We start from the raw sequence: 17,367 nt of genomic DNA on the forward strand, positions 1-17,367 counted from the left end.
CAGGACCGATGCCAGAGGGTCACTCCGTCCACCGCATCGCGAACCAGTTCTCCCGGCACTTCGTCGGCAAGCGCTGCGAGGTCTCCAGCCCACAGGGGCGGTTCGCCGCCGGTGCCGCCCAGCTCGACGGCAAGCGCATGGTCGCCGCCCGGGCCGTGGCGAAGCAGATGTTCCTCGAGTTCGAGGACGACCTGTTCCTCCGCGTCCACCTCGGGCTCTACGGGGCGTGGGACTTCGCGGGCGTGATCTCGTCGGCCGAGGCGCTGTCCGAGGACGGCGACGGCGAGGAGTCGCTGTCGTCGATCGGCGCCCCGCGGCTCGCCCGGTACCGGATGGCCGAGCAGGAGAAGTCGGAGGACCCGATCGAGTCCTTCCCACCGGACCCGGTCGGCCAGGTGCGCGTCCGCATCCTGACCGAGGACACCGTCGCCGACCTCCGCGGACCGACGGCCTGCGTCGTCGAGGACCCGGCCGGGGTGCAGCGCGCGCTCGACAAGCTCGGGCCGGACCCGATCAACGACGACGGCCCGGAGGCCGAGCAGACCTTCGTCGACAACGTCCGGAAGCGGAACGTCGCGATCGGGCAGCTGCTCATGGACCAGGCCGTCGTCGCGGGCATCGGCAACATCTACCGGGCCGAGCTGCTCTTCCGGCAGCGCATCGACCCGTACAAGCCCGGCAGGAAGATCACCGTCGAGCAGGCGAAGGCGCTCTGGCAGGACTGGTCGAAGCTGCTGCACGCGGGGGTCCGTGACGGCCTCATGCTGACGATGGACGACCTGTCCGAGGCCGACCAGGCGAAGGCCGTGCGCTCGCGGAAGGACCGTCACTGGGTGTACCACCGCGAGGGGGAGCCCTGCCGGGTGTGCGGCACCGAGATCCGGATGGCGGACATGGCCGGACGCAAGCTCTACTGGTGCCCGAAGGACCAGGAGTAACGCCGGGAACCAGGAGGAGCCAGGGGACGAGGAGGCGCCGGCGCCGCTACAGGTCGCGGTGCGTGAACCGTCCCGCGATCGCGGTCCCGAGCACCTCGGCGTGCCGCAGCGACGCCGAGTCGGCGACCGCCAGCGGGTCCGCGGCGAGCAGCACCAGGTCGGCGACGTCGCCGACGGACACGCCGACCCGACCGCCCTCGGTCGAGCCGCGCCACGCGGTCAGCGCCGCCAGCCGCTCGGACGGGTGCCACGGTGTGCGTCCGTCGCGGTCCCGCCCGACCGCGGCCGCCATCGACACCCACGGGTCGAGCGGCGCCACGGGAGCATCCGACCCGAGCCGGAGCTCCGCACCGGCCCGGTGCAGCGACGCGAACGGGAAGGCCCGGTCGGTCATGCCCGCCCAGTACCGGTCCGCGATGTCCCGATCGTCCATCGCGTGCTCGGGCTGGACGGACGCAGCGACCCCGAGCCGGGCGAACCGGTCGACGTCGGTGTCGACGAGCAGCTGGGCGTGCTCGATGCTGCCCCGCGCGCCCACGGCCTCGAACACGTCGAGCGCCAGGGTGTTCGCCCGGTCGCCGATCGCGTGCACGGCGGGGACGAGTCCGGCGTCGACCGCGCGCCGGACCATCGCGACGAGGTCCTCGAACGGGTACGCGAGCACCCCCTCGCCCGACGTCAACGCGGCGGTCCGGGTGCCGAGCGAGCCGTCGGTGATCACCTTGAACGGACCCGTCCGGACCAGGCCACGGGTACCGTCCACGACGTCGCCGGTCCGGAGGCCACGGGCGATCGCCGCGTCGAGGCCGCCCGGGTACACCCCGCAGTCCACCCGCAGGCCGTCGGTGCCGGCGCGGACCCGTCGCGTCCAGCGGGCGAGTCCGGACACCATCTCGAGGTCGACGACACGCGTCACGCCGCGGGCGGCCGCTGCGTCGACCGCCTCCGCCGCCCAGTCGTCGAGCACGTCGTCCGGCACCCGGGACAGCACCGCGGTCACGTCGAAGGCGTCCTGCTCGCGCAGGACCCCGTCGTCCCCGGCGACGAGCGGCCGTCCGACGAGCGCCGAGCAGTGGGCGAGCGCGAGCGCGTTGCACCACACGGCGTGCAGGTCGGCGCTGATGACGACGACCGGGAGGCCCGGTGCGGCACCGTCGAGCAGCTCGCGTCGTGCGGGGCGCGGCCAGGTCCCGTCGCGGTAGCCGTGGCCGACGAGCACCAGGTCCGACACCCCGGTGCGCGCGACCGCGGCGAGCGCCTCGGCCGTCGCCTCCGCCGACGTGCAGGCGGACACGTCGACGCGCCGGCGGACCAGGGCCCACTGGTCGAAGTGCACGTGGTGGTCGACGAGCCCCGGACCGAGCCACGCGCCGTCGGTCTCGACGACGTCGGTGTCGGCGCCCGTGGGCGGGTCGAGCGTGCCGGCGGGGGCGACCGCGTCGACGCGGCCGCCGACGATGCGGACGTCGCACGGCGCGCCGGAGGTGCCCACCCGGCGGACGGTGCGGAGCAGGACGTCGGTCACGATGCCTCCCGGTCGTCCCGGCGCGCCACCTGGGCGCGCTCGACGGCGTCGGCGAGCGCTGGCGAGGCGTACGGGCCGTCGCCGCGGAGCCCGGCGACGATCCGCTCGACGACCTCGGGAGCCTTGTTCTGCGAGAGCTTCGCGCGGGCGTCGAACCGGGTGACCCGGATGCGGATGCCGACGGTGCCCTTCGCCGCGCGGCGGGCGGTCGCGGGGTCGACGTCGAGGGACACCGGCTCGGGCATCACGCGCTCGAAGTGGTCGACCAGCTCGCCGAGCACCCGGAAGTTCTCCTCGTCGGACAGGATCTCCGGCGTGCCCCAGCAGTGCGCCGTCACGTGGTCCCAGGTCGGGACGAACTGCTCCGGTGGGTACCAGGCGGGGGAGACGTAGCCGTGCGGGCCCTGGAACACGACGAGGACCTCGTGCTGGCCGAGCTCGTGCGCGACCTCGTCCGGTCGGCCGACGTGCGACACGAGGACGAAGGCGTCGGGATCGTCGTCCGGTCCCGGCGCCTCGAGCAGGAACGGGTAGTGCGAGGCGACGAGCCCCTGGGCGGTGTGCGACACGATCGTCGCCCACGGGTGCCCGTCGATCAGACGTCGCACCTCGTCGACGTCGGTCATGAGGAAGTGGGGTGTGTGCCGCATGCGACGAGCGTGGCACATGCGAGGCTGGTCGGCATGGAGAAGCGCGCCGCGTACGAGTCCGTCCTGCCCTACGTCCGTGAGTGGATCGACTACAAGGTGTGGCAGCTCCGGCTCCCGGGCGTGCAGGTCGCGATCGGATTCGAGGACGAGGTGCTGTTCTCCGAGGCCTGGGGTCACGCGGACGTCGAGGCCGGACGGCGCCTGACGACCACGGACCTGTTCCGGATCGCGTCGCACTCGAAGACCTTCACCGCGACCGCGCTGCTGCAGCTCGCCGACGCCGGCGCGCTGCGGCTCGACGACACCGTCGGGTCGTTCGTGCCCGCCCTCGTCGACGCCGGGTCGCCGATCGCCGACGCGACGGTGCGCGAGCTCATGGAGATGGGCGGCGGTGTCGTGCGTGACGGTGCCGACGGCGACCACTGGGCGCTCGACCACCCGTTCCCGGACGCCGACCAGCTCGTCGCGCTCGTGGTCGAGGGCGGCGCGAAGGTCCCCGTCGGCTCGGCCTTCAACTACTCGAACCTCGGCTACGGCCTGCTCGGACTCGTCATCGAGGCCGTCACCGGCACGACCTACGCCGAGCACGTCCGGCGTGCGATCGTCGAGCCGCTCGGACTCACCGGCACCGGGCCGGAGTACGACCCGGCGCGCGAGGACGAGTTCGTCGTCGGCTACACGGGCCTGCACACCGCCCGCACCCGCCAGCGTGTCCCGCACGTCACGACCGGGGCGCTCGCCGCGGCGACGGGCTTCCACGGCACCGCGTCCGACCTCGTCCGGTACTTCTCGGCGCACGTGCCCGGCCGGGGTTCGCTGCTGTCCGACCACGCGAAGCGCCTGGCGCAGCGGAAGGCCTGGAGCGCGCTCGACACCGATCCGGCCGCGCGGGGCTACGGCGCGGGCTTCATCGTCGACCGGATCGGCGGGCGCGAGGTCCGTGGGCACTCCGGCGGCTTCCCCGGCCAGATCACCCAGACGGTGTTCGACCCGGCGTCGTCGCTCGTCGTCTCCGTCCTGACGAGCAGCGCGACCGGCCCGGCGGGGATGCTCGCGACGGGCATCGTGCACCTGCTCGACGCCGCGGCCGACGAGCACGCCCCCGGCCCGGAGCTGCCCGAGGGCGTCGACACCGACCGGTACACGGGACGGTTCACGACGTTCGAGGGCATCACCGACGTCGCACGGGTGGGGGACCGGCTGCTCGCGATCGACCCGACGCAGCCGGTGCCGACCGAGTCCCCGGTGCGCCTGGGCGTCGTCGACGAGGACACGCTCGTGATGGCGGCGGGGAACCGCTTCGGCTCGGTGGACGAGCGGATCACCTACGCGCGCGACGAGACCGGCGCCGTCGTGTCGTTCCGCGGGGACAGCGGCATGACGCACCGCCCGTGGTCGGTCCCCGAGGAGTCCCCGGAGGTCGCCGCCGCCCTCGTCTGACGGCGCGACGGGCGCAGGGGGTGGGGACAACCCCACCCCCGATCCGGGAGACGGCAGGATGGGACGCGGGGACGGGCTCCGTGAGGCTGGACCCATGACCGACACCGACCGCCTCGACCAGGCCGAGACCGTCCCGCTGGAAGACCATGCCGCCGATCGTGCACAGACCGTCCCGCTCGACGGAGCCGTGCCCCAGGGAGCCACGAAGCCGATGCCCGAACAGCCCCGCACGCCCGACGGCGGCCCGTCCTCGGCGCCCTCGGGATGGGGTGCGACACCGACCACGGGGCGGGCGTCCGCTCCGGGGGAGCAGCCCTTCGCCCCCGCGGGTGCAGCGGGGCAGCCGCCCTTCGCCGCCGCGGGTGCGCCGGGCAACGGGGGTGGTGCCGGCTCCGGCATGACCGCCGGTCGCTTCTACCGCGAGGCCTGGCGTCGCCTGCCGCGCGACTTCGGCTACATGGCGCTGACGGCCGTGCTGCTCTGCACGCTGTACGCGGCGTTCCCCGCGGCGCTGTTCGGGCGGGGCCTGCGCGACCTGTTCAACCCGTTCGTGCTCCTGATGTTCTTCATCGCGCTGTTCGTGGCGCGGTGGCTCGGCCAGTTCGAGAAGACCCGCATCGGGTGGGCAGACCCCCGGCCGATCCGTCCGGTGGACTGGACGCCGCGGTGGCAGCAGAACTGGTGGACGCGCACCGGGTCCGCGGTGGCGAACCCGCACTACTGGCTGTACCTGCTGCACGCGGCCGTGGTCTACCCGCTCGCGGCACTCGTGACCGTGGGAGCCGGTGTCGTGCTCCTCGCCGGGTTCGCCTGGCCGTTCGTGGTCGCCGTCGCCTGGGGCTTCCTCGGCGTGGGCGGCATGTACCTGCCCAGCTCGGACAGTGCCGCGCTGCTCGCGATCGGACTCCTCAGTCTGCTGTCGATGGCCGCGTCGGTGGCGCTCCTGCCCCTCTGGGCACGTGGCTCCGTGCTCGCCCACTACTGGATCGACCTCGGTCTGCTCGGTGGCTTCCGTGCCGAGCAGCTCGAGCAGCGCGTCGCCGGGCTGCAGGCCTCCCGCGCGGGTGCCGTGACGGCCGAGGGCCAGGCACTGCGCCAGATCGAGCGAGACCTGCACGACGGTCCGCAGCAGCGGCTCGTCCGGCTCCGCATGGACCTCGCCGCTGCCGAGCGCGCCTTCGACCGCGACCCGGAGAAGGCGAAGCGGCTCATCGGCGAGGCGACCGAGCACGCGCAGGACGCCCTCGACGAGCTCCGCGCCCTGTCCCGCGGCTTCGCACCGCCGATCCTGCTCGACCGCGGACTCGTGGCAGCGCTCGAGGCACTGGTCGCCCGGACGCCGATCCCCGTCGGGCTCGACGTCCGCCTGCCCGAGGGGCTCGAGCTCGCGACGGAGATCCAGCGCAACGTGTACTTCACGGTGAGCGAGCTCCTGACGAACACGACGAAGCACGCCGGTGCCTCGACGGCCGGCGTGTACCTCGGGCTCATCGTCGACGCCTCGGGCCTCTGGTACCTGACGGTCAGCGTCACCGACGACGGCCGTGGTGGCGCACGACCGCAGGAGGGCCACGGCATCGAGGGCCTGATGGGGCGGATGCGCGCCCTCGACGGCGAACTCGTCGTGAACAGCCCCGAGGGTGGTCCGACCGAGGCCACCGCCCGGATCCCGCTCGGAGCCCTGAACGGCGTCCCCGTCGTCCGCGGGTGACGACGTCGGGAGCGGCCCGGCGCCACGGTCGGCGCACCCGCTCCCACTAGGCTGGTCGGCATGAGCGACGGCCCGGGTGCAGCACGCATCCGGGCCGTCGTCGTCGACGACGCGGTGCTCCTGCGCGAGGGGCTCGCCCGCGTGCTCGACGAGGCCGGCATCGACGTCGTCGGCCAGTACGCCGACGCGGACGCCTTCCTCGCCACGCTGCCCGACGGTGCCCCCGACGTGGTCGTCATGGACGTGCGGATGCCGCCGACCTTCACCGACGAGGGTGTGCGCGCCGCCGTCGCCACCCGCCGCGTCGCACCCCGCACCGGGGTCCTGCTGCTGTCGCAGTACGTCGAGGCCACCTACGCCGAGGACGTCCTGGCCGCCGGGGCGACCGGCATCGGGTACCTGCTCAAGGACCGCGTGACCCGGCTCGAGGAGATCGACGACGCCGTCCGGCGCATCGCCGCGGGCGGCACCGTGCTCGACCCCGAGGTCGTCACGCAGCTCATGGGTCGTCGGCGGGACCCGCTCGCCGCCCTGACGCCCCGCGAGCGCGAGGTCCTCGGGCTGATGGCCGAGGGGCGCACGAACGCCGCCATCGCCCGTGCGCTCGTGATCGGCACCGGAGCCGTCGAGAAGCACGTGTCGAGCATCTTCGGCAAGCTCGCCCTGGAGGACACCGGTGAGGACCACCGCCGCGTCCTCGCCGTGCTCGCGTACCTCGGCTGACCCGACGCATGGCGACCGCACCGTGACCCGCGTCCCCGCACCGGTGCTCGCCCTCGCCGCGATGCTCTCGGTGCAGATCGGTGCCGCGCTGGCGAAGACCCGCTTCGACGAGGTCGGGTCGGTCGGTGCCGCTGCGCTCCGGCTCGTCATCGGTGCGCTCGTGCTCCTGCTCGTCGTGCGCCCGCGCGTCCGGCACTGGACCCGCGGGCAGTGGACGGCGGCGGTGCTGCTCGGCCTCGCGCTCGGCGGGATGAACGTCTTCATCTACGTGGCCTTCGCGAGCATCCCGATCGGCGTCGCCGTGACGATCGAGTTCCTCGGACCGCTCACCCTGTCGCTCGCGCACACCCGACGGTGGCGGGACGTCACGTGGGCGGCCCTCGCGCTCGCCGGGGTCGTGCTGCTCGGTGTCGGTCCGGCCGCGGTCACCGCGGTCGGGGGCGTCGTCGCCGCGATCGCCGCTGCCGCGTGCTGGGCGGGCTACATCGTGATGAACCGTCGGGTCGGTGCCGCCATCCCCGGGGTCGACGGGCTGGCGGTGTCGATGGTCGTCGCGATGCTCGTGTCGCTGCCGACCGGACTCCGTCCGGCCGTCGACGGCGTGGTCGGCGACCCGTCGCTGCTGCTCGTGTTCGCGGGCGTCGCGCTGCTCTCGACCGTGCTGCCGTACGCCCTCGAGATGCTCGCGCTCCGCCGGATGCCCACCCGGGTGTTCGGTGTGCTGCAGAGCCTCGGTCCGGCGATCGCGGCCCTGGCGGGCCTCGTGGTGCTGCACGAGGAGCTCGCGGTGCAGGAGGTCGTCGCCCTGGCCTGCGTGAGCGTCGCCAGCGTCGGGGTCACCCTGTCGGCGCGACGCGGTCGCGCGCGACCTGACGCGGGTCGGACGGGAGGCGCGGGGCAGGTTCCCTGACGTCGGGGACGTCCGTCGTGCCTCCCGGCCGACCGCCTACTCGGCGCGCAGGAAGTCCGCGTACGTGGGTTCCGACTGCACACCCGACAGCAGGGCCGGATCGTTGATCCGGCGCTCGACGTAGGCCGCGATGACCTCCGGCGGGGTGAGCACGTGGGCGACCCAGGACGGCACCTCGTTCCTCTTCACAGTGCCTCCTCTCGTCGGGTCGTTGCCGTCGAACTTCTCGATGATCGTGTAGTTCGACGAAGCGGTACGGGCAGAACGATCCTCGTGATGCGGGTGGAAGTCAATGCGGTGCGTTCCCTGGATGCCGTGGGTCGGCGCGGAGCGTGCGGTGCTTCACGGCCGACCGCCAGACCCAGGCGTCGGCCTGCTGCCCGAACTGCGCCCACTCGACGAGCACGGCATCACGGGTCCAGCTCTTCGCGAAGCCCTTCACGCGGATGTGGAACGTGGGGAACTGGATCCACGCCCACACTGGTGCGGGGGTGACCGCGTGGCAGACGTCGGGCCCGCGGGCATCCTCCGACAGGGAGTAGGCGCGCGGGCGTTCGACCTCCGGGTGTTCCGGGGGCTGCCACCGGTTCTCGCGACGCCGTCCCACAGGGGTATTCGAACGTGTGTTCGAACCGGCGTCAAGTCAGCCGCGCGGTCAGCGTGTGGAACGGCCGCCGTGCGGGCGTGTCGGTGCGCGACCGGTGGAGTCGCGCACGCTCAGGGTCAGCGAGGGGCCGGGGCGTGAGGGCAGGACCGCGCCCGAGTCGATCTGCTCGCGCAGGAGCACGGCGGCCCGCTGCCCGAGCTCGACCGTGTCGCGGGTCAGGGACGTGATCGCGGGTCGCACGAGGCGGATCATCGCGGAGTCGTCGAACGAGACGATCGACACCGCGTGGGGGACCGCGATCCCCATCTCGCTCGTGACGCCGAGGCCGGCGACGGCGAGCACGTCGTTGTCGTACACGATCGCGGTCGGCCGGTCGGTGCCGGACAGCAGCGTCCGCGTCGCACGGGCGCCGGCCTCCGCGGAGTAGTCCGTCGGGATCGACACCGTCCGCTCGAGCCCCTCGGTCGCGGCGAACGTCTCGAGGCGCGCCGTGCGCATCGCCGTGTGCTCGAACTCCGGAGGACCGGCGACGTGGGCGATGCGGCGGTGACCGAGGGCGTGCAGGTAGCGCAGGACGGTCTCGGTGGCGTCGGAGTCGTCGATCCAGACGCTCGGCGCCGCACCCGCCGGTGACGGGTGGGACCCGACGACGACGGCCGGCATCCCGAGCTCGGCGAGCAGGGCCAGGCGGTCGTCGTCCTGTCTCGGGTCGATCACGACGACGCCGTCGACCCGGTGGCCCCGCCACCAGTCCCGGTACGTCTGGAGCTCCTCGTCCGCATCCCGCGCCACGAGCAGGGTCATGCCGACGTGGGTGCCCGCGAGACCGAGCTGGATCCCGGAGATCAGGTCGCCGAAGAACGACTCCGTCCCGAGGGTGCGTGCGGGCCGGTTCAGCACGAACCCGATCGAGCCCGCCCGGGCTCCACCGAGCGCGCGCGCCGCGGTGTGCGGCTGCCAGTCGAGCTCGCGCGCGATCTCCTGCACCCGTCGACGGGTCTCCGGGGAGACGCCCGGTCGGTCGTTGAGCGCGAACGACACCGCGCTGATGGACACGCCGGCTCGGGCGGCGATGTCGGCGATCGTCGTCCGACGCTTCGGTTGCACGGGGTTGACTATAACGCTTTAGTCCCGCACAGTGGCACGCAACCCGGTTGCAGCACACGACGGCTGAACCGCTTGAGCAGGATGACGAAGGAGTCACAACGCCATGAGGACCACACCACGACCGACGAGGGGCCGCGCGGCAGCGCTGCTCGCGACCGCGGCGGCCACCGCCCTCGTCCTGACCGGCTGCTCGAGCGGCAGCAGCGGCGCGACCGGCGGAGGGAACGGCAAGGTCGAGGGCACCATCACCCTGCAGACCTGGGCGCTCACGCCGACCTACACGGACTACCTGCAGGGCGTCATCGACGGCTTCGAGCAGGAACACCCCGACGCGAAGGTGAAGCTGCAGGACCAGCCGGGCGACGGCTACGCGGACAAGGTGCTCAGCCAGGCGTCGTCGAACTCGCTGCCGGACGTCATCAACCTGCCGCCGGACATCGCGCTGCCGCTCGCGAAGCGCGGGTTCCTGCAGGACATCTCGAAGGACGACAGCACGCTGAGCAGCACGTACGTCGCCGGCGCGTTGGACTCGTACGAGTACAAGGGACTCGACGGCACCTACGGCTACCCCTGGTACCTCAACACCGACGTCGACTACTGGAACTCGACGATGTTCGCGAAGTGCGGGCTCGACGCGAACGACCCGCCGAAGACCACCGACGAGCTGTTCACGCAGGCGAAGACGATGCACGAGAAGTGCCCGGACGACTACCTGATGAGCCGGAAGCCCGGGCTCGGCGACTTCACGCTCGCCGGCGTCAAGGTGGTCAACGGGGACGGGACGAAGTTCACGTTCGCCGACTCGTCGAAGGCCGCCGACCTGATCGACCGGTACAGGACGGCGTACCAGGACGGCTACATGCCGTCGAACGTCCTCAACAGCGACTACCTCGGCAACTCGACGCTCTTCACGCAGGGCAAGGTCGCCTGGACCACCGGTGGTGCGACCGCGCTCGCCGACATGGAGAAGAGCAACCCGTCGCTCACGGGCAACGTCACCGTCAGCCCGGCGCTCGACACCCCGCCGCTGTACGTGCAGGGCCTGTCGGTGTCCAGCAAGTCGAAGCACCTCGCCACCGCCGAGGCGTTCGCGCAGTACATGACGAACGCGAAGAACCAGGAGGCGTTCGCCCACCAGGTGAACATCTTCCCGTCGACCGTCTCGTCGCAGTCCGACCCGTACTTCTCGAAGGACGACGGAACCGTGAACGGCAAGGCCCGCGTGCTCGCGAACGAGGCGCTCAAGGAGGCGAAGGTCCTCAACCCGGTCGAGGCGAACTCCGCGATGACGGACTTCCTCGACCAGCAGATCGCCCTCGCCATGAAGGGGCAGGTCTCGCCGGAGAAGGCCCTGCAGACCGCGCAGGACAAGATGAACTCGCTCCTGGCCAACGGCTGATGCGCGCCAACCGCTGGTTCACGCCCTGGCTGCTCGTCCTGCCGGCACTCGTCTGGCTCCTCGCGTTCAGCCTCTGGCCGTCGATCAACACCGTCCGGTTGTCGTTCACGAACGCCAGCCCGCTCGGGGGCGTGAGCCAGTGGGTGGGCGTCCGCAACTTCCAGACCCTGCTCGCCGACCCGCAGGTGTGGGAGGCGTTGCTCAACAGCGTCATCTACATGGCGATCTGCCTGCCGCTGCTCACCGTCCTGCCGCTGCTCATCGCGGTGCTCGTGCAGCAGAAGCTCCCCGGGATCGCGTTCTTCCGTACGGCGTACTACACGCCCGTGATCGCCTCGGCCGTCGTGGTCGGGCTCATCTGGACGTGGATCCTCGACGACCGCGGCGTGGTGAACGAGATCGTGAAGGCGCTCGGTGGCGCGGGCATCCCGTTCCTCACCGACCGGTGGCTGCTGCTCATCAGCGCGATCAGCCTGACGGTCTGGAAGGGCCTCGGCTACTACATGATCATCTTCCTCGCGGCGCTCGGGAACGTCGGCAAGGACCTGCACGAGGCCGCCGCCCTCGACGGTGCCGGGTCGGTCCGCCGCTTCTGGTCCGTGACCATGCCCGGTGTCCGCGGCACCATGACGCTCGTCGGCATCCTGGTGTGCGTCAGCGCGCTCCGCGTGTTCAGCGAGCTCTACATCCTCACCAACGGCACCGGCGGACCCGGCGGGCAGGACAACTCGCTCGTCATGCTCATCCAGCAGTACGCCCGCGGCTTCACCGGCAACCTCGGCTACGCGTCCGCGCTCAGCCTGCTGCTCTTCGTGGTGACGCTGGTGCCGATGCTCGCCCTGGCGCGCATGAACAGCAAGGCGGACAAGTGACGAACACGACCAGCACCACGGAACCCGTGATCGGGGGCGCCGCCGGCGTCGCCGCACCCGCACCGGACGTGACCGGCGCGACGGCACGCGGACGCGCCTCCGGACCGACACCGCGGAAGCGCCGCCGGGTCTGGGGCGTCATGTCCACCCGTGAGAAGGTCGTCCGCTACGTCCTGCTCGTGGTCGTCCTCTTCATCACGATCGGCCCGTTCCTCTGGCAGTTCTCCACCTCGCTCAAGGGTGCGGGCGAGGACATCTACACCGCGAACCCGTCGTTCATCCCGAGCGAGCCGACGTTCGACAACTACCTCAAGGTGGCGGCGGCGATCCCGGTCTTCCGGTACATCGGCAACTCGCTGCTCGTCGCCGCGATCGACGTGTTCGGCAACATCGTGTTCGCCACCCTCGCCGGGTTCGCCCTCGCCCGCCTGCAGTGGCGCTTCCGGAAGCTCGTGCTCGGCCTCTTCCTGGCCACCCTGGTGCTGCCGGGCGAGGCGACGATCATCAGCCAGTTCGTCACGGTCAAGGACCTCGGGCTCGCCGACAACCTGGTCGGCGTCGCGCTGCCGGGCATGATCGCCGCACTCAACGTGCTGCTCATGTTCAACGCGTTCCGGCAGATCCCCGAGGAGATCGACCAGGCCGCGGTGGTGGACGGCGCGAACGCGATGCAGCGCCTCCGGTACATCTCCCTGCCCGCCGTGCAGGGGACCATCGCGGTGATCGCGATCTTCTCGTTCATCGGTGCGTGGGACGACTTCCTCTGGCCGCTCATCGTGCTGCAGTCGCCCGAGAACCTCACGCTGACGGTGGGACTCCAGTACCTGCAGGGCACGTTCGCGACCGACCAGCGCATGATCGCCGCCGGCACCATGATCGCCTTCATCCCGATCGCCGTGATCTTCGCCGTCCTGCAGCGCTTCTTCTTCAAGGGCGTCGAAGAGGGCGGGGTGAAGGGCTGATGCGCTTCGGTGTCAACCACACCCCGTCGGTCGGCTGGTTCCACTCGTGGCTCGACTTCTCGCCGGCGGACACCGCGCGGGACATGGAGCAGATCGCCTCGCTCGGTGCCGACCACGTGCGGATCTTCCCGCTGTGGCCGGTCGTCCAGCCGAACCGGACGCTCATCCGGGAGGCGGCGCTGCGCGACGTCGCCACCGTCGTCGACATCGCCGGCTCCTTCGGGCTCGACGTGAACGTCGACGCGCTGCAGGGGCACCTGTCGAGCTTCGACTTCGTGCCGTCGTGGCTCGACAGCTGGCACCGCCGGAACATGTTCACCGATCCGGACGTGGTCGCGTCGACGGCCGCGTACGTCGAGGCACTCGCCGCGGCGGTCGCCGACAAGCCGAACCTGCTCGGCATCTCGATCGGCAACGAGGTCAACCAGTTCGCGCACGCACCGCACCCCGCACCGCACGACATCACCGCGGAACAGGGACACGCGTGGGCCGCGGCGATGGTCGCGGCGGCGCGGCGCGGGCTGTCCGGTGGGTCCACGGTCGGGTCGTCCGCCGGCCGGGAGGCACCACCCGCGTCCGCCTCGTCGGCTCCTGCCGCCCCCGGGTCGCGTCCTGCGCCGCTGGTCACCGTCGCGCAGTACGACGCGGCCTGGTACGACGACACGCAGCCCTTCGGTCCGGCCCACGCGGCGGATCACGGCGACGCGACGGTCACGCACTCGTGGGTGTTCAACGGGTCCGCGGCCCTGCACGGCGCACTCGGCGCCGGGTCGGTGCGGCACGGGGAGTACCTGCTCCAGCTCGCCGCGGCCTGGAACCGTGAGCCCGGTCGACCGAACTGGCTGCAGGAGGTCGGCGCCCCGACGAACGTCGTCGACCCGGCCGACGCCGCCGCGTTCACCGACCGGACCATCCGGCACGTCGCCGGCGCCCAGGACCTGCTCGGGGTGACCTGGTGGTGCTCGCACGACGTCGCACGGTCGCTCGCCGACTTCCCGGAGCTCGAGTACGACCTCGGGCTGTTCACGAACGACGGCCGGCTGAAGCCCGCGGGCGAGGCGTTCGCCGCCCTGGCCCGGACCGGTCTGCCCGCCCCCGCGGCGCCGCCGACCACCGCGGTCGTGCTGGACGACGTGCTCCCGGACGGCTCGCCCCGGTACGGGGTGCGTGCGGACTGCGCCCCCGGTGGCCGGTTCGCGGCCGCGTGGCTCGCGTGCGCCGAGTCCGCCACGGACGGCCGCGGACCCCAGGTCGTGCTGCGCTCCCGGCTGCCCGACACCGCGCACACCGCGGCCAGGGGCATCAGGAGCACCGTGGAGGTGCCGGACGACCTCGCCGGCACCGCGCTGTCGATCGCCCACCCCGCGACGATGCCCTGACCCCGGCCCACCACGACACACCGCCCCGCCCGACCACGCCCCGATCCGTCCACCCGGAAGGACCCCATGCACGACGACATCCCCCTCACCACCGGACGCGCCCGACGGGTCCTCGACGAGCGGATCCTGCCCGCGGTGCACGCGACCGCGGTGCCGCTCGGAGCCGCCTGGCACGAGCTGCCCGGTGAGCCGGTCCCGCCCGCCGCCGGTCTGCAGCTCGACTTCACGCCGTACGAGGTGGGGACGCCGTGGGGCGCGGCCTGGGGCACGACGTGGTTCCGGCTGTCCGGCACGATCCCGCAGGAGTACGCCGGGCAGCGCGTGGAGGCGGTGATCGACCTCGGCTTCGACGAGAACATGCCCGGGTTCCAGTGCGAGGGGCTCGTGTACCTGGCCGACGGCACGCCGGTGAAGTCGATCAACCCGCGGAACCAGTGGGTGCTCGTCACCGAGCGGGCCGAGGGCGGCGAGACCGTCGAGCTCTTCGTCGAGGCCGCGTCGAACCCGGTGCTGCTCGACTACCACCCCTTCCTGCCGACGCAGGAGGGCGACGTGCAGACCTCGTCGTCGAAGCGGCTGTACACGAGCCGCCGGATGGACCTCGCGGTGTTCGCGTCCGAGGTGCACGACCTGTCGCTCGACCTCGAGGTCCTCCTCGAACTCCAGGCCCAGCTGCCCGACGGCCCGCGGCGGATGCGGATCCTGCAGGCACTCGACGACGCCCTCGACCGGCTCGACCTCCAGCACATCGTCGGGACGGCAGCGGACGCCCGCGCCGCACTCGCCGACGTGCTCGCCGCGCCCGCAGCGGCCTCGGCGCACACGATCTCGGCGATCGGGCACGCACACATCGACTCCGCGTGGCTGTGGCCCGTCCGCGAGACGATCCGGAAGGTCGCCAGGACGACCTCGACGATGACCGAGCTCATCGACCAGACCGACGACTTCCTCTACGGCATGTCGAGCGCGCAGCAGTACGCCTGGATCAAGGAGCACCGGCCCGAGGTCTACGCGAGGGTGCAGGCCGCGGTCGAGGCGGGTCGCTTCCTGCCCCTCGGCGGCATGTGGGTCGAGTCCGACACCGTGATGCCGACGGGCGAGAGCATCGTGCGGCAGTTCTCGCAGGGACAGCGGTTCTTCGAGCGGGAGTTCGGCATCCGGCCGAAGGGCGTCTGGCTGCCGGACAGCTTCGGGTACTCGCCGGCGCTGCCGCAGCTCATGCGCCGCGCGGGCTTCGAGTGGTTCTTCACCCAGAAGATCTCGTGGAACCAGGTGAACAAGTTCCCGCACCACACCTTCCTCTGGGAGGGCATCGACGGGTCGCGGGTCTTCTCGCACTTCCCGTCCATGGACACCTACAACTCCCGGCTCTCCGGGGAGGAGGTCGCGAAGGCCTCCCGCCAGTTCCGTGAGAACCGCCTCGCCACGGGGTCGATCGCCCCGGTCGGGTGGGGTGACGGTGGCGGGGGCACGACGCGCGAGATGACCGGCACGGCCGAACGCCTCGCCGACCTCGAGGGCAGCGCGAAGGTCCGGTGGGAGCACCCGGACGCGTTCTTCGACCGGGCGAAGTCGGAGCTGCCGGACCCGCCGGTGTGGGTGGGGGAGCTGTACCTCGAGCTGCACCGCGCCACGCTCACCAGCCAGCACCAGACGAAGCAGGGCAACCGCCGGTGCGAGCAGCTGCTCATCGAGGCCGAGCTCTGGGCCACGACCGCCGCGGCACGCACCGGGTTCGTGTACCCGTACGACGAGCTCGACGCGCTCTGGCAGCAGGTCCTCCTGCAGCAGTTCCACGACATCCTCCCCGGCACCTCGATCGCCTGGGTGCACCGCGAGGCGGTCGCGAAGTACGCGGAGACGGCCGCAGCCCTGACCGCGATCATCGAGGACGCGCTGTCGGCACTCGCCGGCCCCGGGACGGAGACCGTCGTCGTCAACCCGGCCCCGGTCCTCCAGGCCGGTGCTCCCGTGCAGGGTGCGCTCCCGGCGACCGACGTGCCCACCGCGGAGCCGGTCTCGCTGGCCCAGCAGGACGGCGGGTACGTGCTCACCAACGACCTGGTGCGGATCGTCGTGACCGCACAGGGGCTCGTCACGAGCGCCGTCGACCTGGCCACCGGACGCGACGCGATCGCCCCGGGGCAGGCCGCGAACCTGCTGCAGCTGCACCAGGACTTCCCGAACATGTGGGACGCGTGGGACGTCGACCGGTACTACCGGAACCGGGTCGAGGACCTGGTCTCCGTCGACTCGCTCGACGCATCGGTCGACGCCGCCGGTATCGCGCGCATCGTCGTGTCGCGCTCGTTCGGAGACTCCACCGTCACGCAGGAGATCGTGCTCGCGCCCGGTTCCCGCACGCTCGAGTTCGACCAGACGACCGACTGGCACGAGACCGAGAAGTTCCTCAAGGTGGCGTTCCCGCTCGACGTCCGCGCCGAGCACACGGTCGCCGAGACGCAGTTCGGCGCGCAGAAGCGCGTCACGCACACGAACACCTCGTGGGAGGCCGCGAAGTTCGAGACGTCGATGCACCGCTACGTGCTGGTGGAGGAGCCCGGGTTCGGGGTCGCCCTCGTGAACTCGTCCATCCACGGCTTCGACACCACCCGTGACGCCGTCGACGGCCACGTCACCACCACCGTCCGGCTCTCGCTGCTCCGCGCACCGCGCTTCCCCGACCCGGAGACCGACCAGGGCGTGCAGACCCACCGGTACGGCATCGTCGTCGGGACGGACCAGCTCGGCGCGACCGCGGCCGGCATCGTGATGAACGCCCCGGCACGGCGCCTCACGGGCGCCCACGGGTTCGAGCCGCTCGTGCAGGTGTCGGGCGACGTCGTGCTGTCGAGCGTCAAGCTCGCCGACGACCGCTCGGGCGACCTGGTCGTCCGCGTGTACGAGCCGAGCGGGCGGCGGGGGACCGGCGGCATCGCCGTGGCCGAGCCCGGCGTCTTCGGCGACCCGGTCGAGGTGACGCTGCTCGAGGAGGTCGACGACGCCCTGCCGGGCGTCGCCGCGCTCACCGACGGTGTCGCGGCCTTCCCGGTCGACGCGTACGAGGTCCGGACCTTCCGCTACCCGCGCGCCTGAGACCCCCGCCGCCGGGGGTTCGGGATCCCCAGCGGCGGTCCCCGGTCG

15 protein-coding genes are annotated in these 17,367 nt (G+C 72.0%); 10 read left to right on the plus strand and 5 right to left on the minus strand.

Features of this window, described 5'->3' with window-relative positions; genetic code table 11:
* The first annotated feature begins 8 nt into the window (after nucleotides 1–8).
* Nucleotides 9–938, plus strand: coding sequence for an Fpg/Nei family DNA glycosylase (locus tag NI26_RS04775; RefSeq protein ID WP_066653089.1), 930 nt, complete (start codon nucleotides 9–11; stop codon nucleotides 936–938).
* A gap of 46 nt (nucleotides 939–984) precedes the next feature.
* Here NI26_RS04775 and NI26_RS04780 read toward each other — a convergent pair whose 3' ends face one another.
* Both NI26_RS04780 and NI26_RS04785 read right to left on the minus strand, forming a co-directional pair.
* Nucleotides 985–2,463: an amidohydrolase gene (locus NI26_RS04780; RefSeq protein ID WP_081984729.1), complete on the minus strand. Its 1,479-nt coding sequence runs from the start codon at nucleotides 2,461–2,463 to the stop codon at nucleotides 985–987.
* On the minus strand, nucleotides 2,460–3,113 hold the full coding sequence (locus tag NI26_RS04785) for an FMN-binding negative transcriptional regulator (RefSeq protein ID WP_066653091.1): 654 nt from the start codon (nucleotides 3,111–3,113) through the stop codon (nucleotides 2,460–2,462). Before NI26_RS04785 ends, NI26_RS04780 begins: the two co-directional genes overlap by 4 nt.
* A gap of 33 nt (nucleotides 3,114–3,146) precedes the next feature.
* Here NI26_RS04785 and NI26_RS04790 point away from each other — a divergent pair, with 33 nt between their 5' ends.
* The 4 genes from NI26_RS04790 (at nucleotide 3,147) to NI26_RS04805 (ending at nucleotide 7,897) form a co-directional block, all read left to right on the plus strand.
* Nucleotides 3,147–4,553: a serine hydrolase domain-containing protein gene (locus NI26_RS04790; RefSeq protein ID WP_066653093.1), complete on the plus strand. Its 1,407-nt coding sequence runs from the start codon at nucleotides 3,147–3,149 to the stop codon at nucleotides 4,551–4,553.
* Nucleotides 4,554–4,647: 94 nt separating this feature from the next.
* Nucleotides 4,648–6,264: a sensor histidine kinase gene (locus tag NI26_RS04795; protein WP_066653096.1), complete on the plus strand. Its 1,617-nt coding sequence runs from the start codon at nucleotides 4,648–4,650 to the stop codon at nucleotides 6,262–6,264.
* 60 nt (nucleotides 6,265–6,324) lie between these two features.
* The gene (locus NI26_RS04800; protein WP_066653098.1) at nucleotides 6,325–6,987 is read left to right on the plus strand and encodes a response regulator transcription factor; all 663 of its coding nucleotides are present in this window, start codon (nucleotides 6,325–6,327) and stop codon (nucleotides 6,985–6,987) included.
* A gap of 22 nt (nucleotides 6,988–7,009) precedes the next feature.
* Nucleotides 7,010–7,897, plus strand: coding sequence for an EamA family transporter (locus NI26_RS04805; RefSeq protein WP_081984730.1), 888 nt, complete (start codon nucleotides 7,010–7,012; stop codon nucleotides 7,895–7,897).
* A 36-nt stretch (nucleotides 7,898–7,933) separates the two neighbouring features.
* Here NI26_RS04805 and NI26_RS16795 read toward each other — a convergent pair whose 3' ends face one another.
* The 3 genes from NI26_RS16795 to NI26_RS04815 form a co-directional block, all read right to left on the minus strand.
* Complete coding sequence (locus NI26_RS16795) at nucleotides 7,934–8,086, minus strand: hypothetical protein (RefSeq protein ID WP_158407736.1); 153 nt, start codon at nucleotides 8,084–8,086, stop codon at nucleotides 7,934–7,936.
* A 100-nt stretch (nucleotides 8,087–8,186) separates the two neighbouring features.
* Complete coding sequence (locus tag NI26_RS04810) at nucleotides 8,187–8,504, minus strand: hypothetical protein (protein ID WP_066653100.1); 318 nt, start codon at nucleotides 8,502–8,504, stop codon at nucleotides 8,187–8,189.
* A gap of 48 nt (nucleotides 8,505–8,552) precedes the next feature.
* The gene (locus NI26_RS04815; protein WP_066653103.1) at nucleotides 8,553–9,611 is read right to left on the minus strand and encodes a LacI family DNA-binding transcriptional regulator; all 1,059 of its coding nucleotides are present in this window, start codon (nucleotides 9,609–9,611) and stop codon (nucleotides 8,553–8,555) included.
* A 103-nt stretch (nucleotides 9,612–9,714) separates the two neighbouring features.
* Here NI26_RS04815 and NI26_RS04820 point away from each other — a divergent pair, with 103 nt between their 5' ends.
* The 5 genes from NI26_RS04820 to NI26_RS04840 all read left to right on the plus strand — a co-directional run bounded on the left by NI26_RS04820 (nucleotide 9,715) and on the right by NI26_RS04840 (nucleotide 17,319).
* Nucleotides 9,715–11,010: an ABC transporter substrate-binding protein gene (locus NI26_RS04820; protein WP_066653105.1), complete on the plus strand. Its 1,296-nt coding sequence runs from the start codon at nucleotides 9,715–9,717 to the stop codon at nucleotides 11,008–11,010.
* The gene (locus NI26_RS04825) at nucleotides 11,010–11,882 is read left to right on the plus strand and encodes a carbohydrate ABC transporter permease (protein WP_058727596.1); all 873 of its coding nucleotides are present in this window, start codon (nucleotides 11,010–11,012) and stop codon (nucleotides 11,880–11,882) included. Before NI26_RS04820 ends, NI26_RS04825 begins: the two co-directional genes overlap by 1 nt.
* The gene (locus tag NI26_RS04830) at nucleotides 11,879–12,844 is read left to right on the plus strand and encodes a carbohydrate ABC transporter permease (RefSeq protein WP_200884135.1); all 966 of its coding nucleotides are present in this window, start codon (nucleotides 11,879–11,881) and stop codon (nucleotides 12,842–12,844) included. Before NI26_RS04825 ends, NI26_RS04830 begins: the two co-directional genes overlap by 4 nt.
* A complete protein-coding gene (locus tag NI26_RS04835; protein ID WP_066653108.1) occupies nucleotides 12,844–14,223 on the plus strand; it encodes a glycoside hydrolase 5 family protein in 1,380 nt (459 codons plus the stop codon). The genes NI26_RS04830 and NI26_RS04835 overlap by 1 nt, the downstream gene beginning before the upstream one ends.
* Before the next feature lie 66 nt (nucleotides 14,224–14,289).
* Nucleotides 14,290–17,319, plus strand: a complete 3,030-nt coding sequence (locus tag NI26_RS04840; RefSeq protein WP_066653110.1) for an alpha-mannosidase — start codon at nucleotides 14,290–14,292, stop codon at nucleotides 17,317–17,319.
* Nucleotides 17,320–17,367: the final 48 nt, after the last annotated feature.

This window comes from Curtobacterium sp. MR_MD2014, from assembly GCF_000772085.1.
In the GTDB taxonomy this organism is placed as follows: Bacteria; Actinomycetota; Actinomycetes; order Actinomycetales; family Microbacteriaceae; genus Curtobacterium.